The organism is uncultured Erythrobacter sp. (assembly GCF_947499705.1).
Classification (GTDB): Bacteria; Pseudomonadota; Alphaproteobacteria; order Sphingomonadales; family Sphingomonadaceae; genus Erythrobacter.
This window is the reverse complement of sequence record NZ_CANMPJ010000001.1, coordinates 2,128,894-2,149,800: the sequence shown is the minus strand read 5'-3', so window position 1 is coordinate 2,149,800 and position 20,907 is coordinate 2,128,894. Positions and strand designations below refer to the sequence as shown.

Genomic DNA, 20,907 nt, shown 5'->3' with positions numbered 1-20,907 from the left:
CGGAGCCGCTGCGGTTTGTCCAACCGTGGAAGCGCGCCTTACCCGGCTATTCCAGCCCCAGCTGTTCCATGTTCATAGTCGCGGCATTGAAGCTGGCTTCGGCAAGCCTGCCGGTAAGGTCGGCGCGGATGGCGCGGATTTGCGCATCGGCAGCGCTTTCCTCGCGCAGGTTTACGAGGAAAAAGTCGCCTGCACCAAGCGAGAACCGCTTGCGTTCGGCGGCGACCATCGCGCTTGCCTGCTGCACTTCGTCATCGGCGAGATCGGCCAGACGAAGCGCTGCGTTTAGATTGGTGAGGATATTGTCGAGCTGCACTTGAATTTGATCGGCGATCCGACGTTCGCGCAGTTCAAGCTCGCGCAGTTCCGCCTCGGCGCGCTGCAAACGTCCACGCGCTTCGCGGCGCTGTAGCGGAACGGTCAGAGTGACACCAACCAACGTGTCGGTGGAATCGAAGGTCGGACCGCCGTCGCCGATCGATCCGAAATCGCGCGACAATTCGACCGATGCATCAAGCCGGGGTTGGAGATCGTTTTCGCGCAGCTCGACTTTGTTGGCGGCGCGTTCGAGCGCGATCTTGAAGTTTTGCAGTTCCGGTCGCCGGTCGAGGATGTCGGTGCGCCGCATTGCCAGCAACTCCTGCATGTCGGGCAAGGTCTCAAGCTGCTCAGAGCTCGGCAGTTGATCGCGCGTTGGGGCGATCAACCGGCCAGCGGTGTCGCGCAGATAGTAGGACAGGCTGTTGGAAGCAGTGGCGAAATTGCGCTTGGCTTCTTCGAGCAGGGTTTTGCGGCGAATGATGTTCTGTTCGTTCTCGGTCAGGGCGATCCTGGGAATCGCCCCGGCGCGGAACTGGCGGCCCAATCCCACTGCGCGGGCCTGCGCAATTTCGAGCAGCTCTTCGTAAACCTCGATCTCATTGCCTGCCGCTGTCCAGAGCCAATATGATTTGAGCGCCTCATGCTGCACATTGAGCTGCACCAGCAGTACATCCAGCCCGGCCTGGCTGGCGGCCAGTCTGGTGTCCTCGATCGCAAAGCGGCGCTTGTCGATCCGGCTGTCGCGAAGCAGCGAGAACAGCGCACCGACTTTGAATTCGCCGACCTGATTAGTGTTGTAGATGTTCTCGTAAATCGGAAAGCGTCCGTCAGACAGGCGATAGCTGCCGAACACTTTCGCTCCGTAAGGTGCAATCGGCTGGGTTGCTTTGACCTCCGCATAACCGCCGGAGAAGGTGCCGGTGAAGCGGTCGTAATATTCCGCCTCCAGCATCAGATCGAAAGCGCCATCGGCCGCGAGTTGGTCGCTGCGGGCTGCTGCTTCGCGTTCGAAACTTTCGAGGATGCTGGGGAAGCGCAGCGCGGAGCTGCGCAGCACCGCTTCGGGCAGCAATGGTCCGCTGCTCAAGGCGTCTTCGAGAGGCGCGCCGACGGCTTCGATATCTTGCGCCGACGCGGACGTATTGACTGTGGGCATGATCAGGGCGGTCAGGCCAAGTGCAACGCCCCATAAGGTGCGCTTGATCATTGCGACGCGCTTTGCCCGCCAGGTTGACCGGTATTGGGAACTTGCGGCGGGAAGTTGTTGAGTTGGCGCCAGATCTCGTAGCCGACTGGGACTGTTTCCAGCAGCACCCACGACTGCACTGCGGCACCGAAGCGAGCGTAGCGTTCTTCGGGCCAAGGGTGCTCCGCTTCGGGGTCTTCGGCGATCAGAACGCGAAAACGTCCATCGGCCTGTGCGGATTGGTCGACGGCGGTCACCACGCCTTCGAACGTGCCGATCGCAACAGACGGCCAACCGCTGAATTGCACAGCGGGCCAACCTTCGAACTGGATGCGCGCTTTGGCACCGTATTGGACGAGCGCCACATCGCGGCCATCGACGAAAATCTCGATCACCCGCTCGGATGTCTCGGGCACAAACGTCGCCAGCACATCGCCGGCATTTATGTAGGTCGCCGCATCGCCGGCATTCACGCTTTGGATAAAGCCATCGCGCGGGGCGGTGAGTAGTTGCTCGGATTGCCGCGAAAGCCGGGTATCGGCGCGGGTCAGATTGGCCTGCGCTTCGGCGACGCGGCCGCGCATTTCCTGAATGCGGATCTGGGCCTGTTCGTAGTCGCGCCGCGCGGCCAGCCCAGCTTCGAACAGCTCGCTCATCCGGCGCTGATCGATTTCGGCGGTCGCGAGCGCGTTCTGCGCGGACTGCAGTTGGATCTGAATCTGCTGGCGCTCCGCCTCAAGCCGCTCAACCAATTGCGGGTCGATATCGGCAATGCGAACAATCGGATCGCCTTCAAGCACTGCGCTGCCATCGCGCACGAACCATTCCTCGATCCGGCCCGAGACCAGCGCGTTGATTTCCTGCTGGCGTTCATTAGGGTTGAGAGTGGTGACAACGCCCTGTCCGCCGGTCGTCTGCACCCAAGGGACGTAGATGAGGAAGCCTACCGCCGCGATGATCCCGACCATAAGCATGATGAATACAGCGCGGAATATGCGCGGGACCTTTAGGTCGGCGAGCGCTGTGAAATGCGCCATATCCTGTTCGAGAGCAGCCATCTTTACTCCCCAACCAGATTTGCGTTTTCGGGCGTGAGCAGGCGCGGGCCGCCGGGCTTGCGCGGTGGCTTGCCATTCACTGCCATGCAGAAATCGTCGAAATTGTCGAAGAAGCGCTGCTGCTGAGCTTCGAGATGGAGGAAGCTGTCGAACCCGAGGTCGATCCGGCGGTTCGAAAAGTAGATCACCGTCGAGTAAGCCTGTTCCCGCAGTTCGCTGATCGCGGCAGCCAGGTTCTCCTCATCGAGCAGATCGAACAAGCGACTGAGCACCAGGATGCGCGGCTGTTCGAGTAGCGCGTTGGTCAGTTTCAATTGCTGCAATTCAACGGAAGAGAACGGCCAGCCAGTGGAGGCGACAGGCGTGTCCAATCCCTTTTCGAACGTAGATATCGTTTCCGTGAGGCCCACGGTTTCCAGCGCACCCACCATCCGGCGCGGCGCAGTTTCGGGGCAAGAGAGGCCAAGATATTCGCGGATCGTCATCCCAACGAAGGATGGACGCTCCAGCACGTGGATGTTGTTGCGCAGATTGTGCGATTCAATGTTCTGGAAATCGATACCGCCCATGGTTGCAAAGCCACTTTTGGGCAGTTCGTGCATCTTGATGATGTTGGTGAAGAGGCGCTGCACGCCGTGATGGCTTGCCGCTGCCATTACGATTGAACCGCTGGGAATCTCGAAATCGAATTGCGCGTCTTCGTGGCGCGCGGTGCCGCGCACGGCGGTAAACTTCAGCGTGTGATCTGCGCCCGTGACAGGGTCGTCGCCGCTCACGTCTTCCTGTTCGACATCGTAGAACAGCGAGAGCTCTTCGACGGCGGCGCACAGGTCATAGAAATAAGTGAGATAGGTGCCGAGCTGCGCGACACCAAAGAATGCCACCGAAAGCACCAGTTCGGCTGCGACCAACTGACCGAGGGTCAATTCGCTCTGGATGACCAGCCAACCGCCAAGCCCGAGCAGAACCGCACTTGCTCCGGCATACATGAACAGAAACGCCAATGACTGCGCGAAGTGCTGCTTAAAGTGACGTTTGCGCTCGCTAATGTAGTCCTTTGTATATTCGTCCGTTTTGTCGAGCGCGTAGTCGATCCGCCGCTGCGATTTGAAGAAGCCGTTCGACCCGCCGATTGTCTCCAGCCATGCAGCGGTGTTGTGCTTGGCATGTGACATGTCGATCCCGGTACGGATCGCGCGGCTGCCCCAGGCGAGCCAGATAATCCAGATCAGCGCGGTCAGGACCAGTGTGAAGACCAGAAACAACGGATGGTAAAGCGACACGAGCACGAACCCGACAAACACCTGAAGCAGCACGGTAAAGCCGCTGATGAACAGGATCGGGATGGCCTTCTGGACGTTGATTACGTCGAAATAGCGATTGAAGAGCGCACTGCTCTTCGTGTCGCCAAAGAACGGGTTCTGCGCATAGACCGAAATCAGCGAAATCTCGGCCACCATGCGCGCGTAAAAACGCCGCGCGAAAATCTCCATCAGGTGAATCCGCAGCGCATAGAGCAGCCCGAACAGCAGCAGCAGCCCGAACAGAGTTAGCGCGAGGACCACCAAAGGAGCGGTCAGAGCCGTGTTCGCGACCGTGTTGATCAGCATCTGCACCGAAATCGGCGTGGCCAGTGAAAGCAGGCTGATCCCGACGCCATAGATGATCGCCAACCAGTAGAAGTTGCCTTCTGGCTTCATGATTTCGAAGAATCGGCGGAAAAACCGCACCAGGGAAAGGCGGCTGCCGTAGCTTGGATTATCAATGGCCATGCCGGGTTTCCGTCAAATCCCACTTGCCGTCAGAGTGAGCGTCAATCTTGCAAAACTGTCGTAATGCGCACGCCGGTATCCCGTTCCGGATGCGGGATGAGTAATTCTCATCACAACGCTATCCGAACGCGCACCCGCTCTAGAGGTTCCAGTGGCTCACCTGTGCGCGCGGTTGAAATATGGCTGGAGAATCGCAGCGCATGATTGCATGGGAGGTTTGAGGCGCATCACAAAGCGCGAGCAAACAAGCTTTCAGAGGGAAACGTCATGTCCAGCCTATCCGATCACTTGAACGCAGCGCCGGTGGTGCCGCTGGTCAATGACAGCGACCCTGAGCGTGCATTAGCAACCGCGCAGGCGTTGGAAGCGGGCGGGCTTGGCGTGATCGAGGTTGTGCTGCGCAGCGAAGGCGCGCTCGAAGGCATGAAAGCCATGGTCGCTCGCGGAGAGCGGATGATCGTTGGCGCGGGCACGGTCCTGACGCTGGATCAGGCAAAGCAGGTCCGCGACGCGGGTGCGGAATTTATCGTTTCACCCGGCCTGGTCGACGAAATCGCCGAATATTGCGTGGCTGAAGGCATCCCGTTCTTCCCCGGCACGATGACCGCCGGCGAAGTGCAGCGCGCTTACGCTCTGGGATTGCGCGAAGTGAAGTTCTTCCCGGCCAGCCTTGCAGGCGGTGTGCCGATGCTGAAGGCCTTGGGTTCGGTGTTCCGCGAAATGCGCTTTATGCCAACCGGCGGTGTGTCGGCGGCGAACCTTCCCGACTTCCTCGCGCTGGATCACGTGCTTGCATGCGGCGGCAGTTGGCTGACGCCGAAAGACGCTGTGGCTGCCGGAGACCTAGGCGCAGTCACAAAGCTCGCTGAAGAAGCCGTCGCAATCGCCAAGGCTGCGCGCGGCTGAGCGTGAGCGAAAAGCACCTGCTGCTTATCGGGGGAGGGCACGCACACGTCGCGGTGCTGGCCGATTGGATCAAGCATGGTGCGCCCGCCCGAACCACGCTGATCACGCCTTCACCGAGATTGCGCTATTCCGGCATGGTGCCGGGCTGGATCGCAGGCGAGTATGCCCGCGATGAGGGCTTGGTCGATCTGGCCGGGCTGGCGCAGAGAGCAGGCGTCGAACTGGTGCTGGACCGGTGCATCGGCATCGACGGTGACGCGCGGCGGATCGAAACTGAAACCAGTGGCCCCTTGGATTTCGATATTGCGTCGCTTGATACGGGCGGGGTTGGCCGAGCGGGGGCTATCCTCGGCCAGGATCCGCGCCTGCTGGATATCCGCCCGATCAACGCTTTCGTGGCGCATCTGGATGATTGGATGGCGACCAACGAGGTTCGCGAGAAGCGGATCGCAGTTATTGGCGGCGGGGCTGGCGGGGTCGAGCTGGCTTTTGGTTTGCGGAACAGCGGAAGCTCGGACGTTTGCCCTGGAGTGACCTTGGTCGCGGGCAGTGAAGGGTTGCTACCCGGCTTCACAGGCGGTGTCCGGACCCGCGTGAGGGCCGAACTCGCGGCGCAGACTATCCACCTGATTGAATCTGATGCGCAGCTGCTGGATGGTCACTTGCAGGCAGGCGACCATTCGCTCGAACCGGTCGACCTGATCGTCGCTGCCTTGGGCAGCGCTGCACCGGTTAACCGCGCCGCCATTGGCGTGGATTGCGACTTGGACGGCTTTATTGCGGTCGACCGGCATCAGCGCTCTATCTCTCACCGCAATATCTTCGCCGCGGGCGACGTTGCTGCGCGGCAGGATCGAGACGTGCCGCATTCCGGTGTGCACGCCGTCCACACAGGACCAGTTCTGGCAAGGAACCTCAGAGCTGCCCTATCTGGCGAAACGCCAAGCCAATCCTACCAGCCAAGACCGGCGAGCCTGTATCTGCTCTCGACCGGGAACGGATCGGCAATTGCGAGCTACGGCGCCTTCGCTGCACAGGGACGCTGGGCTGCCAAGCTCAAACGCTGGATCGACAAACGCTGGATAGGCACCTACGCGCGTTTGGCGTCCGGGCAGTAGCCGGATTACTTAACCAACCGCGCGCCGACGCCGAACCCAAGCGCACGAAGGGACATTCATGAAGAAAATTCTCATCATCGCTGCGCTCGCCGCCATCGTCGCGGCCTATTTCTACTTCGATCTCGGCACTTATCTGTCGCTTGAAGGGATCAAGCAGGCCGTCGATGACGCGCAGGGGTTCTACCGCGACAATCCCACGCTGGTTCTGGGCGTGTTTTTCCTGATTTACGTTGCGGTCACTGCTGCTTCCCTGCCCGGAGCGGCGATCATGACGCTGGCAGCAGGGGCGCTGTTCGGTCTGGTGACCGGGACTATCCTGGTATCGTTCGCCTCGACACTCGGCGCCACGCTTGCTTTCCTCGCCTCGCGGTTCGTGCTGCGCGACAGCATCGAAGCGCGCTTTGGTGACCGGCTGAAGAGCATCAACGAAGGGCTGGAGCGCGATGGTGCTTTCTACCTCTTCACGCTTCGCATGATCCCTGCTGTACCGTTTTTCGTGATCAATCTTGTCTTCGGCCTGACCCGGATCAAAACATGGACCTTCGCATGGGTCAGCCAGATCGGAATGTTCCTTGGAACCATTGCGTTCGTGAATGCGGGCACGCAGCTGGCACAGATTGAGACCACCTCAGGGCTGCTGTCGCCTGTCCTCATTGGTTCCTTCGTGTTCCTCGGCATTGTTCCATGGGTCGCCAAGGGGATCATCGGCATCATCAAGCGCCGCAAGGTCTATAAGGGCTTCACCAAGCCCAAGAGTTTCGACCGTAACCTTGTAGTCATCGGCGCGGGCTCCGCTGGGCTCGTCAGCTCGCTGATTGCCGCTACCGTCAAGGCGAAGGTGACGCTGGTCGAAGCCAACAAGATGGGCGGCGACTGCCTCAATACCGGCTGTGTCCCGTCCAAAGCACTGATCAAGAGCGCCAAGGTCGCATCTCAGATGCGCCATGCCGACAAGTATGGTTTGAAGCCCATCGAACCCGAAGTGCCGTTTCGCGAAACCATCGCCCGGGTGATGGACATCATCAAGACTATCGAGCCGCATGACAGCGTTGAGCGCTACACCGATCTCGGCGTCGATGTGGTTGAAGGCTACGCTAAGGTGATCGACCCATGGACGGTCGAGATCGCGCGCAATGATGGCCAAGGGGATGGGACTCCGCAGCGTCTCACGACCCGCAGTATCGTCATCGCCGCCGGGGCGGAACCATTCGTGCCGCCGCTCGAAGGGCTGGAGGACAGCGGTTACCTCACCAGTGACACGATGTGGGAAGCCTTCGCCGAGATGGACGAAGCGCCGAAGCGCGTGGCGGTGCTGGGCGGCGGCCCCATCGGTTGCGAGCTTTCACAGGCACTTGCCCGACTCGGCTCGAATGTGACTCAGGTCGAGATGGCACCGCGCGTGCTGGGCCGTGAAGACGAGGACGTGTCCGCGCTTGCCAAGTCGTCACTCGAAGAGTCCGGTGTGACCGTGCTGACCGATCACAAGGCACTGCGCGTCGCCGATGGCGCCCTCGTCGTCGAGCATGATGGGGCAGAGAAGCAAGTCCCCTATGACGCGTTGATCATCGCCGTTGGACGTGCGGCGCGGCTCTCGGGTTATGGCCTAGAGGAACTCGGCGTGGACACTGCCAAGACAGTGGTCACCGATGAATTCCTCGCCACAAAATTCCCGAACATCTTCGCGGCGGGTGACGTCGCCGGTCCCTACCAATTCACCCACACCGCCAGCCATCAGGCATGGTTCGCCAGCGTCAACGCGCTGTTCGGCCAGTTCAAGAAGTTCAAGGCAGATTACAGCGTCATCCCGGCGGTGACCTTCCTCGACCCCGAAGTCGCCCGCGTCGGCCTCAACGAAACCGAAGCGACAGAGCAGGGTGTCGACTACGAAGTCACTACTTACGGTCTCGATGATCTCGACCGCGCGATCACCGAAAGCGAGACCAAGGGGTTCGTCAAAGTACTGACCCCGCCTGGTAAGGACAATGTGCTTGGCGCGACCATCGTCGGCAGCCATGCGGGTGAGCTGCTGGCCGAATATGTGCTGGCGATGAAGTACAAGATCGGGCTCAACAAGATCCTCGGAACGATCCATTCCTACCCGACGATGGCAGAGGCCAACAAGTTTGCAGCCGGAAATTGGAAGAAGGCGAACAAGCCTGAAAAGCTGCTCACCTATGTTGAGAAATACCACAACTGGATGCGCGGTTAGGACGCGCTTTGGAACTGTTTGACCAACTGCGCGGGATCATCGGCATTGCGGTGCTGTTGCTGCTCGCGTGGGGACTGAGCGAAAGCCGCGCCGACCGTCCGGGGTGGCGTTGGATCTTCGGCGCGCTTGCGCTGCAAGGCGCCTTGGCATTGCTGATCGTGCGCGTCCCGTTCGTCTGGTCGCTGATGCAATACGCCAATGCCGGTGTCGCCGCGATTGAGCGCGCAACGGCAGACGGTGCCTCCTACATGTTCGGCTATCTCGGTGGGGCGCCATTGCCATTCGAGTTGAAAGACGGCGTTGACCCTCCTGTAATCATTGCGTTTCAGATCCTGCCACTGGTTATCGTGTTCTCCGCGCTTGCTGCCGTGCTGTGGCATTGGGGCGTGCTGCGCTGGCTTGTGAATGGCCTGTCATTCCTGCTGCGGCGGACTTTAGGTGTCAGCGGCGTCGTCGGACTCTCGGGCGGGGCAAACATGTTTCTCGGCGTGGTCGAGAGCCCGCTGGTGGTGCGTGCCTATTTCGCCAAAATGAGCCGGGCCGAACTGTTTCAGGTGATGGTGCTCGCTATGGCCTCGATCAGCGGAGCGGTTCTCGTGCTCTATGCGACGACGCTTTCAAAGACCGTACCTGATGCGGTCGGTCATATGATTTCAGCCTCGCTGATCTCCCTGCCTGCTGCGCTGCTCATCGCGAAGCTGATGGTGCCGGACGCAAGCGCCGATGCGGTCGTGACCGATGTCGACAAGGACGAACCCGGCCTCAAGTTTGAAAGCAGCATCGATGCCATCGTCAAGGGCACGATGGACGGGATGCAGCTGTTCCTGGCGGTGATTGCAGTGATCATCGTGGTGTTCGCGTTGGTGTCACTGGTCGACATGGCGCTGGCGCTGCTTCCGCTGGTTGGCGACGAACCGATAACCTTGAAGCGCGTGTTCGGCTGGGTCTTTGCCCCGTTGATGTGGCTGATCGGCGTACCGTGGAGCGAAGCGCAAGCGGCGGGCGGTCTGATGGGGACCAAGGCGATCCTCAATGAATATGTTGCTTATCTCGAACTCTCGGGCCTGCCACCAGACACCTTCAGCCCGCGCGGGCTTCTGATCGTGACCTACGCTTTGTGCGGCTTCGCCAATCTGGCGAGCATTGGCCTGCTGGTCTCGACCATTGGTACGCTTTGCCCTGAAAGGCGGGCGGAGGCGGCTGGGTTGGGGATCAAGAGCTGGATCGCAGGCAATATCGCGACTGCGATGACCGGCGCGTGGATCGGTTTGGTGACGTGGTGAGGTTGGGCCGCACAGATGTTTGACGCGAAGGTGCGCCCGCTGATTGATCCGCCGCTCAACCGCATCGGCAGCATGTTGGCGGGCATGGGCATCAGCGCAAACATGCTCACCTTCAGCGGCCTGGCGTTGGGACTGGTCGGGGCGGTTGCGATTGCGTTCGGGCAAGTGTGGCTGGGGCTCGCGCTGATCATAACCAACCGGCTGCTTGATGGACTGGATGGTGCGGTCGCGCGTGTTCGCGGGCCGACAGCTTTGGGCGGCTATTTCGACATTGTCGCCGACTTCGCCTTCTATGTTTCGATCCCGCTCGGTTTCGGCATCATGGCGGCTGAGAATACCCTGCCAGCTCTGGTGCTTGTCGCGAGCTTCGTGCTGACTGGCGTCAGCTTTCTTGCCTTCGCTGTCATCGCTGCCGAGCGCGGGAAAGTAACCGAAGAGCATGGGAAGAAGAGCTTCTTCTACTCCACGGGTCTGGCCGAAGGCGGAGAGACCATCGCGGTGTTCATCGCGATGTGCCTGTTTCCAGCATGGTTCAGCATGATCGCCTACGCTTACGCGGGGCTATGCGTGCTGACGGTGTTTCAGCGCAGCGCCATGGCGGCGGCGCTCTTCAACAAATAGCGCTCACTTATTCGTTGCCGCGCGCCTTTATGGCGGCGACGAGTTCTTCCACTCTTGCGGCGTTCGCGCCAAGGTCGCTTACCCCGACGCGGCTGACTGAGCGAATATCGATCCCTTCATCGGCAACACGAACGACAACATCGTCCTTGAACCCGAACCAGAACGTTTCGGCCACACCTTCAACTCGGCCCTCAACCGGCTTCTTGGTGACCTCGCTCAACCCAATGTCTCGCATCGCTGCGGCAACATCTTCGAGCACGGAAACCTCGCTGCCTGCACGATAGCCGATAGACCGAAGGTCGGGATAGAGTTCTTCAACGATCTGCGCATGCGACTTCGCTTTTAATTCATCGCTTGCCTTGTCGGCCCACCAGTCGATCTCGCCGAGCGGAGTTGCGTAGTCGCTGACCGGGTTTGCATCGATTTCCGCACGCGCTGCCATGGTGGCTTCAGAGAAAGTCGGCGGATTGGCGGTGTCGGTTGAAACATCGTGGATTGGGTTCGCGCTCGCGGTTGTGCCCACGGTGCCGAGAAAGCCGAAAACGCCAACCGGGATCACCAATGCAATCAGCGGCAAGGCCCAGCCTTTGCGCGGCGCCTTGCGCATGATGAGAATGAGCGAGACGGCTGCAACCGCTGCAACAATCCCTAGCAGCATCGGACCCGCACCGATGACGAGTGAGCCAAGCCCAACCTGCCAGCTCCAAAGCCCGATCTTGGTGCCGAGCGCTGCTACAGCGAAATAAACAGGGAGCAGCAGAGCGAGTGTGACTGCGAAGCGGGCGTGCCAGGGCGTTTTCTTGGGTTCCATGCCGAGTTGTTTAGCGTCGCGGTTTCGCATGGCAAGCAGCGGTGCCTCATCATCCCGCAAAGGGATATGGCTGAGCGGTCAGGATTATCTGGGAAACTCATCGCAGCTCGTGCGTTGTAGGGTCGCATAAGTGGGTATCACGTCATGCCGTGCGGAGTACTAAGCCCCGCTTTCAATGCGTGAAAAATGGGCTTATGGCCTGCGGTGTCGCGGGAGAAGTTGAGTCATCAGAGGGAAGACTGAATATGAAGCGTAATACACTTTTGGCAGCGGTCGCCGTTGCCAGCATGGCCACTCTTTCGGCCTGCGGCGAGAGCCCGTATCAAGAGCCGACCGAGGAAGCGACCGAAGCTGCGGCCACCGAAGCAACTGAAACGGAAGAAGCTGCTTCGACCGAAGCTGCTGCTCCTGAGGCTCCCGAAGTCGAAGCCAACGGCACTGTCATCGACATCAACATGTACACCCGCGATCCCGATGAGCCGAGTGGCCTTCAGGTGTTCAAGCCGCGCCTGATCAAGGCGAAGGTTGGCGACACCGTACGTTTCGTGCCGACCGATCCGACCCACCAGTCGTCGTCGATCGCCGACATGCTGCCAGAAGGCGCACGTGGCTGGGAAGGCGAGATCAACCAGGAAGTGTCTTACGTTCTGCCACTGCCAGGTATCTACGGTTACCAGTGCGTTCCGCACTACGCCGCTGGCATGATCGGCCTGATCATCGTCGAGGGTGAAGGCATGACCGCCAACCTCGAAGCTGCGAAAGGCGTGAGCCATCCGGGTCTTGCCGGTCGTGAGTTCACCGAGATTTTCGAACAGGCCGAAGCCGACGGCATGCTCAACTAAGCATCCGGCGCAAAAGCCAAATCAAAAAGGGCGGCGTGGGAAACCACGCCGCCCTTTTCGTTTGCGCTGCTGAGACTTGGTGACAGGAAGGCGTCGCTCACGACGCTTCGCTCTCAGCTGCGCGGGGACTTGTACCTCATGCGGCGGTGGCCATCCGGGCGAGCTCACATTGCGACCAGATCTCGCTCAGCGCGTTGATCAGCGCATCGATATCGCCGTCGCTGTGCACCGGTGAAGGCGTCAGCCGTAGGCGCTCGGTGCCGACCGGAACCGTCGGATAATTGATCGGCTGCACATAGATGCCGTGATTGTCCATCAGCCAGTCGCTGATCCGTTTGCACTTGTGCGCGTCGCCCACCATCACCGGGATGATGTGGCTCGGATTGTCGAGATGCGGGATGCCCATGATGTCGAGCTTGCGCCGGACGGTTTTCACCCGGTCGCGCTGCATCTCGCGCTCTTCATCGCTTTGCTTGAGATGGCGAATGCTCGCCGCAGCGCCCGCAGCAACTGCCGGAGGCAGGGCGGTTGAGAAGATAAAGCCGCTGGCAAAGCTGCGCACGAAATCGACCAGATTGGCCGAGGCAGCAATATAGCCGCCCATGACGCCGTATGCTTTGCCCAATGTGCCTTCAATCACGGTGATCCGGTCCATCAGGCCTTCACGTTCGGCAATGCCGCCGCCGCGCGGACCGTAGAGGCCAACCGCGTGAACCTCGTCGATGTAGCTCATCGCGCCGTGTTTTTCGCAGACGTCGAGGATCTCCGCGATGGGTGCGATGTCGCCGTCCATCGAATAGACGCTTTCGAACGCGACCAGTTTGGGAACGTCCGGACCATATTCCGACAGCATCCGGTCCAGGTCTTCCGGATCATTGTGCGCCCAGATCTTGTAGGGGGCGCGGCTGTGGCGGATGCCTTCGATCATGGAGGCGTGGTTCAGGGCGTCCGAGAAGACGACGCATCCAGGAATTTTGCCCGCAAGGGTGCCAAGCCCGGCCCAGTTCGAAACATAGCCCGATGTGAACAGCAGCGCGCTTTCCTTGCCGTGAAGGTCGGCCAGTTCGCGCTCCAGCTCCACATGATAGTGATTGGTGCCGGAGATATTGCGCGTGCCGCCAGCACCTGCTCCGCATTCATCCAGCGTGTCGTGCATCGCTTCGAGCACTTTGGGGTGCTGGCCCATGCCGAGGTAGTCGTTCGAACACCACACGGTGACAGCCTGCGTCTCATCCTCGATAAAGCGCGTTGCATGTGGGAACTTCCCGCGATGCCGCTTGATATCGGTGAAGACGCGGTAACGCCCCTCTTCGCGAACGCCGTCCAGCTCGCTGGCGAAGAATTGTTCGTAATCCATGGGCTTTCCCTCTGTTTCCCAAGTCGTTTTCATATCTAGGCTCAAATGCTCGTATTCGATTGTATTTTGGCGCCAGAGCGTTTTGGAAGCGCCCAGCCCCACAGCAATCCGTCGCGAAACGGCAGTGCGAGAAAGATGTGTTCGAGCGCGCCGAGCAGTGTCAGCGCGAAAAGCAGTGTCGCACCGACCATCTCGGCGCTGCCCATCGGCGCGGCCATCGCCAGGCTTGCAAACCACGCGGCAACGCCAAGGATTGCGATGATCGACATGGCCAGCAATGCGGTCATGCGGTTGGGGCCGAAATAGGTCTTCAGATAATCGAGATGCGGCGGCAGCATCTCGGTGGTCGAGTTGGGCACGCCGACAAACAGGTTGATCTTCGACAGCAACCGCAAGCCGAACATCAGGACGAACACCGTTGCGCCGATCTGATTGGGTGCATTCCATGAAAGCGAGATCAGCATGAGCGCGGTGAGCGCCAGCGCGATCTCGTGATTCATTACGGTGGCGCTGGCCTGCGTAAAGCGATCGAGGCCCTTGGCTTCGGGCGGGCAGGGGGTGCGGCGCGGCCCTGCGGCGGCTCCGGTCAGGAAGCCAATCTCGTGCCACGCCCAAACCAGCAATGCGCCGATGAAGGCGATGTAGACCGCTCCGACCGACACAGAGTAGGATGCGACCCAAATGGCGATCAATCCGGCAACGCCGCCGATGCCGCCGATAATCAGGCTCTTCAAAAACGTTCCGCGCTCACGATTATCCGCCCAGGCAATCAGCCCGGTCGCGATAAACCAGATCGCCACCGTCACCATGAACGGTACAATATGGCCGCTCCAACTTACCATGCAGGCTGGAGCCGGATCGATTGCGGCAGAGTGTTTGGTTTGGTCCGGTGGAAATACATCCGCGCGAAGTTATACCCCGCGCTCGCCATGCCGCCGACGCGCTGTGCCATGCCGACGACACCGCCGCGCTCCTTGCCTGCGTCGATGCGGTTGGAGGCCTTGCGCAGGTTCTCCATCCGGCGGCGGAAAGCCGGGTCATCGATGTCGAGCTCGACCGGGAAGACCTGACGACTGATTTCGTTGGTGATGCCGAATACCTTGTAATCGTACTCGGTCGGATCGACGCCGAGCGCCGCGTGGAACACCGGACGGTTGTGATCGCGCACATACATCGTCGCGTAGACCGACAGCAGGAAGAACCGCACCCACAACTTGTTCGCGCCTTCCAGCAGCTTGGGATCGGCCCGCAGCAGCATCGCGAAGGCTTCACCGTGGCGGAACTCGTCATTGCACCATTCCTCGAACCAGTCGAAGATCGGGTGGAACTTGTTCTGCGGGTTCGCGGCGAGATGGCGGTAGATCGCAATGTACCGCGCGTAGCCGATCTTCTCCGACAGATAGACCGCGTAGAAAATGAATTTCGGCTTGAAGAACGTGTATTTCTTGGTGCGGGTCAGGAAACCAAGATCGACACCGATCCCCGCATCTTTCAGCGATTCATTGATGAAACCGGCATGGCGGCTTTCATCGCGGGCGAGCAGTTTGAACAGCTGCTTCACATCAGGGTTCTTGGTCCGCTTGGCGATTTCAGCATAAAGTACGCAGCCGGAGAATTCCGACGTTAGCGAGCTCACGAGGAAATCGGTGAACTCGGCGCGCAGCTCAGGCTCAAGACCTTCGATCACGCCGTGGAACTTTTCATTGTGGCGGAAGTGCTTCTTGTTCGGGTCACCGATCATTTCCTCGATCAGATCATCCCATTCTTCGCGAACGAGCGAGACATCGATCGCATCGAGAGCGTCGAAATCGGTGGTGTAGAAGCGCGGAGCCAGCATCGTGTTCTGCGTGGCGATGGCCATCGCGTCTTCTTTGGTGATCGGGCCCTTGTCGACAGGTGCCTCGGCGGGCGCGGCAGCGATTGAGGCCCCTTTGATAGAGGCATGCGCGTTCATTTGATCCTCCCGGCGTTGAAGCTGACTTCGTAAAGTTCGGCCAAATCGAAATAGGCGGCGAGGCGCGTCAGGGCACGCTTCACCGGTCCTGCACGGGTTACCGTGGCGGTTCGTTCGAACACCGCTTTGCTGCCAAACGGAATGGAGATGGGGTCGCCGTGGACCCGAACCTTGTCGCCCGGTTCGATCTCGACATCGTCGGACAGGTCGACATGCGCATGAAAATGATCGGAGCTTTGCTCGACCGATATCGTACAAGGCGTTTCAAACTGCCTCGCACTGTTGGCCGACATACTGGCCGATCCCTGGGCCATCGTCGTCATTAGCGTGTTCCTTTTTCAAGCATGTCGGCGAAAATCTTGCGGTTGTCCTTGCCGAATGAAGCAAGTTCGACCGTGCCGCCGGTGGTGGTATCGCGCAGGGTCAGAGCGCCGTCGTCCCATTCGATCAGTTCGAATGGTGTTGCCGCGCCGATGCCGCGAATGCGCCGTTTGTGAACCAGGCTGCGCGCTGTGGAGCGCACGAAGCCGCCTGTACCTGGTCCAAAACTCGCGATCTCTGCGCCACTGATGCCATCTTCAACGCGCACAGTGCCGTCCGGCTCGTCGAAGAATTGCAGCGACCGGGTCGCAATTGTTGTTGTGCCCGCAGCAGCGCGGACTTCGCTTGGTACAGCCTCGCGGTCGAAGAAGCCGAACGTGACCGACGCGGTCAGCGCGACTGAGAGTGCCACGATCCCGCCCATCATGGCGATCGGCACTTTGTGGACGGTAATCTCGTCCTCTTCATACGTCCGAACGATGGCTGCGACGATCATGCTGGCGCTCCCTCCAGATCAGTATCCGACAGCCCATGGGGAGCTTTCGAACGCGAGCCCCGCTGCGCGTGCGCAGTAGGGCCGTTCACCTGCTTACCGCCTGGCGCATCCGCTTCTTTGATCTCGGTCAAATTCCGCTCAATCGCTTCGAATTTCGCGCAGGCTTCCGCGAGGATTTCCGCGACCTTCGCCGCTTCCGGCACGGCGCGCAGCATGGGCTGCGGACGGCCGAACTGGAACGGGCGAGCATGCGGCCACAGCAGCAGGTAACCGAGCATCCGTTCGCCGTTCAGCTCCATCGCAATGTCGCCGTGCCCGTTACCGCGGTCCTTCAGATGCGCCGCGCCGATATGCTTCAGCGGCACATTGATGCGCGTCTCGATCGCCATGCCGATGCGCATGATCAGTCGGGTGTCGGTGAGGATGTAGACCGTGCTGCGCGCGCTGAGCCAGGCTAGGCCCTGCAACACGGCAACACCGGCCACGCCGAGCACCGCGCAGACAATCGCGCTGTTCACGTTGCCGAAGAACAGCGAGACCGCGATCAGGCCGACAAAGTACAGCCCTACCTTCCGAGTGTGAAACGCGCTGCGGGCAAGGATTGGCAGGCTTGGCTGACCCTTCCACAAGATGCGCTCATCCTGCGCAGGCGTTCCCATTGGATCGCCATGCGCCGTTGGCCCCATTTCCTCGTCGAAAGGCGAGGAATGTGCGGGAGCGGGTGTGCTCAGAGCCACGGCTCGCCCCTCTCTGCGGTCGCATACATGTAACCGCCGCCGTAATAGGCCTGGATCTTATCCTCTTCGAGGCGCGTGATCTGGCCGGGTGTTGCCAGCGCAGGCACATCCTCGAACTGCTCGGCGGTGATCGCGTCGATATCGATCAGCTCCGTCTGGTCATCCACCAGCGGAGTGATGCCGCCGAGGAAGCCTTTGCCCTGAAGCGCAGCAACCATCATTGGCGCGAGGACTTTCTTGCCAGAATTGGTCGTCACTTCGAGGTAACGGATGATGTGTTCGGCCTGATCGACCCAGACATCGCTGACGGTGCCAGCGAGCTTCTTGTTCGCGTCATAAACCGGCAGGCCGACCGGATCCCGGTCGTTCGGAGCGATTTCGATCTCGTGGCTGTCTCCGATCGGAACGATGCGCGGGCGGCCATCATAAGTTAGGTCGGGATAGTCTTCGCGCTGCGCAAACGCAGCCGGACCCATACCGTCTTTCATGGCGTCACCCGTAGGGACCCATGGAGCACCACCGGCGCCGAATGCCTGTTTGGCAGGGATGTTTCCGACTTTGGAGAGCTCGTCTCGCGCCACATCTTCGGGCACATAGGTTCCGCGATCATGCGGGAGCTTGAAGGTCTTCTTTTCGCCGTCGAAGATCGATTCTTTCGATTCCACGACACCGCTTTGCTCATGCTCCAGCGGGTAGCCTTCGCGGCGGCTTTCGCGGTTCAGGTACAAGACCAGCCCGATGAAGAACACGAAGAAGGCCAGGAATGTCAGTTCAGCGACATCGAATGTCCCGACAATGTATGTCACACCTTCACTTTGCATTGTACTTTCCTCTCATTCGAAAGAGCGGCTGAGGCGGCAGCCGCCGGGGACAGACCCCTTCATGTCGGGAATTCGCGCAGGCCGAACGGCTGACCGGCGCTGTCCCGGGAATCGTTGGTGGTTCTGCGAGCGTGGCCGACCAACGGTCCGATCGCGGCGAGACCTGCGATAAGCAGCAGGATTTCGAGAAAGTAGACTGTGCCATATCCGGTCGCGCGGGTGGCGAGGACGGCGGACAGGCTGCCGTCGGCAGCGAGCCAGGAAACAGTGTCGCGGATCGCTCCACCCAATGCGATGCCCACGCCTGCGCAGGTCGCTTGCACGGCGCCCCATGCACCGAGCGCAAGGCCAGCGGTTTCGCTTTTGGCGAGGTTCATCGCTTCGATCAGCGTCCCGACCGAGAAGAGGCCCAGGCCAAGCCCGATGGCGGTTGCGCCTCCGAAGAGCATCAGAGGTGATCCGAAAGGTGCGGCAAAAAGCACGAGCAGGAATGCAGCGATCCCGGTGACAAGGCCGGTGCCTGCAATCCGCAGCGGGTCTCCACCGCGTGCCAGCGCGCGGCCCGAGAGCATGAAACCGAGCAGCGCGCCGAAAGCCCATGCTCCGGTGAGTGCCGTGGTCGCGCCAACCGACAGGCCGAGCACTTCGCCGCCATAGGGTTCGAGCAGCGCGTCCTGCATCGCGAAACCAGCAGCGCCGATACCGATGGCTGTCAGCAGCCGGGCATTGCGACCATCGCGCACGAAGGCGTTCCAAAGCTCGCGGAATGTCGGTGCATCGGGGTTGGCCTTGGTCCGCTCGGGAGCGCGGGCTTCCTGCTTCCACAGAGCCGTAAGGTTCAGGATCATCGTCAGGACAGCCGCGCCCTGAATGACCTGCACCAACCGCGTGGTCGAAAACTCGATCAGCAGGCCGCCAATGACAAAGGCGGAGAACATCATGCCGACAAGCAGCATGACGTAGAGCAGCGCCACAGCGCGCGGGCGCTTGTCTTCGGGGGCAAGGTCGGTCGCGAGCGCAAGGCCCGCCGTCTGCGTGATGTGGAAACCCGCGCCTGTCAGCAGAAATGCTCCTGCAGCGGCGATAATGCTCACTGGATAAGTGTCCGGGCGGCTTAGCAACAGCAAGGCGAAAGGCATGATCGCCAGACCGCCAAACTGCAGCAGCGATCCGAACCAGATGTATGGCACGCGCCGCCAGCCGAGCGCCGATTTATGCGTATCCGATTTGTGCCCGATCAGCGCGCGGAAAGGTGCGACGAGCAGTGGAACGGCGATCAGCAACGCGACGATCCACGCCGGAACGCTCAGTTCGACGATCATCACCCGGTTGAGCGTGCCGTTGAGCAGCACCGCCGCCATGCCGACGCTGAACTGGAATAGCGACAGGCGCAGCAATTGCTTGAGCGGCAGCTCAGTGCTCGCCGCATCCGCAAAGGGCAACCAGGCGATCATCGCCTGGCTGATCTTTGGAGCAGGGCGGGCGGCTTTGCTCATCCGCGCTTCACCAGTTCGAGAGCTTGCGAGGTGTAGAACCCGCTTGAGACACGCTGCGTGCGGCCGATCATCCAGCCTTCAAGCCGGGTTAGTTTGGCTCGCAATTCGGCTTCTTCGACCGGAACGATGGCGGGCGAACGGTCGCTCTTGGGAAAGAACTTACCGACCTTGTGCATCGCGCCGAGCATCTTCGTGTGCGGGGCAAAGGTGAACAGGATCGAACCTGTGGTGCGCTCGCTGAGTTCAGCCAGTGCAGTGACCAGATCTTCGGGCGAATAATGGATCAGCGAGTCCATAGCGACGATATGCGCGAAAGTGCCGAATGCTGGGTCGAGCATATCGCCCGACGCCCAGCGAATGCGTCCGTGCCCGATGAACGAAGGCGTGCGTTGACGCGCCACTTCGACCAGCCCGCCCGCAACATCGACGCCGGTCACTTCGGCACCGCGGCAGGCGGCTCCGATTGCCAGTGCGCCAGTCCCGCAGCCAGCATCGAGCACCTGCGTGCGGCGCAAATCGGTTGGCAACCAGCTGAGCAGCGTCTTGCGCATTTCGTCGCGGCCCGCGCGCACGGTTGCTCGAATACCGCTGACTTTCGTGTCGGATGTCAGATCGATCCAGGCCTGCCGCGCGGTGCTGTCGAAATAGGTCGCCAGTGCCTCGCGGCGGTCGTCATACGGAGTGTGCGAGCGTGTAGCCATCATTCAAACCCCAGGAAATCGAAGATGTCGCGATCCTTCATCGGGACGGCAGTCGAAGGATCGACCCCGGCCCACAGCATCGCGGCGAGGCGGAGATATTCGTCCTGTGCGGCGACCACTTCGGGATCGTCGCCCATTTCGAAGAGCGTGCATTTCTTCAGGCGCGAGCGGCGGATTGCATCGACATCGCGGAAATGTGCGAGGCGCTGCATACCGATCTTGTCGCAGAAGCGATCGATCTCGTCGGTTTCGCGGCTGCGGTTGGCGACCACGCCAGCAAGGCGCACATCGTAATTCTTCGATTTCGCAGCGATAGCGGCGACGATCCGGTTCATCGCGAAGATGCTGTCAAAATCGTTGGCAGCAACAACCAGCGCGCGCTCGGCATGTTGCAGCGGGGCAGCAAAGCCGCCGCACACAACATCGCCCAGCACGTCAAAAATGACGACGTCGGTATCTTCGAGCAGGTGGTGCTGTTTGAGCAGCTTGACCGTCTGTCCGACAACGTAGCCGCCGCAGCCGGTGCCAGCTGGAGGTCCGCCAGCCTCGACACACATTACGCCGTTATAGCCTTCGAACATGTAATCGTCGGGCCGCAGCTCTTCGCTATGAAATTCAACCGTTTCAAGCACATCAATGACAGTCGGCATCAGCTTCTTGGTCAGCGTGAAGGTGCTGTCATGCTTGGGATCGCAGCCGATCTGCAGAACCCTGTGACCAAGCTTTGAGAACGCAGCGGAAAGGTTTGAAGACGTTGTTGATTTTCCGATGCCGCCCTTGCCATAGACCGCGAAAACCTTTGCGCCCTTGATCTTGTCATTCGGATCGAGCTGGACCTGGACGGAGCCTTCGCCATCAGGCTTTGTGAAGCTGGACTTCGGTGTTTGCAGGTTCATA

Annotated in this window: 20 protein-coding genes; 6 read left to right on the top strand and 14 right to left on the bottom strand. The window is 60.4% G+C overall.

Annotated elements, in window-relative coordinates; genetic code table 11:
* Positions 1-46 precede the first annotated feature (46 nt).
* The 3 genes from Q0837_RS10295 to Q0837_RS10285 are packed head-to-tail and all read right to left on the bottom strand — an operon-like array spanning position 47 to position 4,337.
* Positions 47-1,528: a TolC family protein gene (locus tag Q0837_RS10295; protein WP_298468494.1), complete on the bottom strand. Its 1,482-nt coding sequence runs from the start codon at positions 1,526-1,528 to the stop codon at positions 47-49.
* The gene (locus Q0837_RS10290; protein WP_298468488.1) at positions 1,525-2,565 is read right to left on the bottom strand and encodes an HlyD family efflux transporter periplasmic adaptor subunit; all 1,041 of its coding nucleotides are present in this window, start codon (positions 2,563-2,565) and stop codon (positions 1,525-1,527) included. The genes Q0837_RS10295 and Q0837_RS10290 overlap by 4 nt, the downstream gene beginning before the upstream one ends.
* A 2-nt stretch (positions 2,566-2,567) precedes the next feature.
* Positions 2,568-4,337 (bottom strand): ABC transporter ATP-binding protein, encoded by a 1,770-nt coding sequence (locus tag Q0837_RS10285; RefSeq protein ID WP_298468485.1) that lies wholly within the window; start codon positions 4,335-4,337, stop codon positions 2,568-2,570.
* A 267-nt stretch (positions 4,338-4,604) separates the two neighbouring features.
* Between Q0837_RS10285 and Q0837_RS10280 the strand changes: the two genes are divergently transcribed.
* From Q0837_RS10280 to Q0837_RS10260, 5 genes are read left to right on the top strand one after another with little or no spacing between them, the layout of a single operon-like run.
* A complete protein-coding gene (locus tag Q0837_RS10280; RefSeq protein ID WP_298468482.1) occupies positions 4,605-5,243 on the top strand; it encodes a bifunctional 4-hydroxy-2-oxoglutarate aldolase/2-dehydro-3-deoxy-phosphogluconate aldolase in 639 nt (212 codons plus the stop codon).
* Between the two features lie 2 nt (positions 5,244-5,245).
* Complete coding sequence (locus Q0837_RS10275; RefSeq protein WP_298468480.1) at positions 5,246-6,361, top strand: FAD-dependent oxidoreductase; 1,116 nt, start codon at positions 5,246-5,248, stop codon at positions 6,359-6,361.
* Between the two features lie 58 nt (positions 6,362-6,419).
* On the top strand, positions 6,420-8,570 hold the full coding sequence (locus Q0837_RS10270; protein ID WP_298468477.1) for an FAD-dependent oxidoreductase: 2,151 nt from the start codon (positions 6,420-6,422) through the stop codon (positions 8,568-8,570).
* An 8-nt stretch (positions 8,571-8,578) separates the two neighbouring features.
* Positions 8,579-9,853 (top strand): nucleoside transporter C-terminal domain-containing protein, encoded by a 1,275-nt coding sequence (locus Q0837_RS10265; RefSeq protein ID WP_298468474.1) that lies wholly within the window; start codon positions 8,579-8,581, stop codon positions 9,851-9,853.
* Positions 9,854-9,868: 15 nt separating this feature from the next.
* Positions 9,869-10,474: a CDP-alcohol phosphatidyltransferase family protein gene (locus Q0837_RS10260; RefSeq protein WP_298468471.1), complete on the top strand. Its 606-nt coding sequence runs from the start codon at positions 9,869-9,871 to the stop codon at positions 10,472-10,474.
* A gap of 7 nt (positions 10,475-10,481) precedes the next feature.
* Here the strand turns inward: Q0837_RS10260 and Q0837_RS10255 are convergent, their stop codons facing one another.
* Positions 10,482-11,285 carry a DUF1499 domain-containing protein gene (locus tag Q0837_RS10255; protein ID WP_298468468.1) on the bottom strand — a complete coding sequence of 268 codons (804 nt, stop codon included), beginning with the start codon at positions 11,283-11,285 and terminating at the stop codon, positions 10,482-10,484.
* 245 nt (positions 11,286-11,530) lie between these two features.
* On the opposite strand from Q0837_RS10255, the gene Q0837_RS10250 reads away from it, so the two are divergent.
* Positions 11,531-12,127 (top strand): plastocyanin/azurin family copper-binding protein, encoded by a 597-nt coding sequence (locus Q0837_RS10250; protein WP_298468465.1) that lies wholly within the window; start codon positions 11,531-11,533, stop codon positions 12,125-12,127.
* A gap of 136 nt (positions 12,128-12,263) precedes the next feature.
* Here the strand turns inward: Q0837_RS10250 and hemA are convergent, their stop codons facing one another.
* From hemA to bchL, 10 genes are read right to left on the bottom strand one after another with little or no spacing between them, the layout of a single operon-like run.
* Entirely contained in the window at positions 12,264-13,484 is a 1,221-nt protein-coding gene (hemA, locus tag Q0837_RS10245; RefSeq protein ID WP_298468462.1) for a 5-aminolevulinate synthase, read from the bottom strand.
* A 41-nt stretch (positions 13,485-13,525) separates the two neighbouring features.
* Positions 13,526-14,326, bottom strand: coding sequence for a putative photosynthetic complex assembly protein PuhE (puhE, locus tag Q0837_RS10240; protein WP_298468459.1), 801 nt, complete (start codon positions 14,324-14,326; stop codon positions 13,526-13,528).
* A complete protein-coding gene (gene acsF / locus Q0837_RS10235) occupies positions 14,320-15,438 on the bottom strand; it encodes a magnesium-protoporphyrin IX monomethyl ester (oxidative) cyclase (RefSeq protein WP_298468457.1) in 1,119 nt (372 codons plus the stop codon). Before acsF ends, puhE begins: the two co-directional genes overlap by 7 nt.
* A complete protein-coding gene (locus Q0837_RS10230) occupies positions 15,435-15,761 on the bottom strand; it encodes a hypothetical protein (RefSeq protein ID WP_298468455.1) in 327 nt (108 codons plus the stop codon). The genes acsF and Q0837_RS10230 overlap by 4 nt, the downstream gene beginning before the upstream one ends.
* Positions 15,761-16,255 (bottom strand): photosynthetic complex assembly protein PuhC, encoded by a 495-nt coding sequence (gene puhC / locus Q0837_RS10225; RefSeq protein WP_298468451.1) that lies wholly within the window; start codon positions 16,253-16,255, stop codon positions 15,761-15,763. The genes Q0837_RS10230 and puhC overlap by 1 nt, the downstream gene beginning before the upstream one ends.
* On the bottom strand, positions 16,252-16,992 hold the full coding sequence (puhB, locus tag Q0837_RS10220; protein WP_298468449.1) for a photosynthetic complex putative assembly protein PuhB: 741 nt from the start codon (positions 16,990-16,992) through the stop codon (positions 16,252-16,254). Before puhB ends, puhC begins: the two co-directional genes overlap by 4 nt.
* Positions 16,983-17,813, bottom strand: a complete 831-nt coding sequence (gene puhA / locus Q0837_RS10215; RefSeq protein WP_298468446.1) for a photosynthetic reaction center subunit H — start codon at positions 17,811-17,813, stop codon at positions 16,983-16,985. Before puhA ends, puhB begins: the two co-directional genes overlap by 10 nt.
* Positions 17,814-17,872: 59 nt before the next feature.
* Positions 17,873-19,309, bottom strand: coding sequence for a BCD family MFS transporter (locus Q0837_RS10210; protein WP_298468443.1), 1,437 nt, complete (start codon positions 19,307-19,309; stop codon positions 17,873-17,875).
* Positions 19,306-20,010 (bottom strand): magnesium protoporphyrin IX methyltransferase, encoded by a 705-nt coding sequence (bchM, locus tag Q0837_RS10205; protein ID WP_298469882.1) that lies wholly within the window; start codon positions 20,008-20,010, stop codon positions 19,306-19,308. The genes Q0837_RS10210 and bchM overlap by 4 nt, the downstream gene beginning before the upstream one ends.
* The gene (gene bchL, locus Q0837_RS10200; protein ID WP_298468440.1) at positions 20,010-20,906 is read right to left on the bottom strand and encodes a ferredoxin:protochlorophyllide reductase (ATP-dependent) iron-sulfur ATP-binding protein; all 897 of its coding nucleotides are present in this window, start codon (positions 20,904-20,906) and stop codon (positions 20,010-20,012) included. The genes bchM and bchL overlap by 1 nt, the downstream gene beginning before the upstream one ends.
* Position 20,907: the final 1 nt, after the last annotated feature.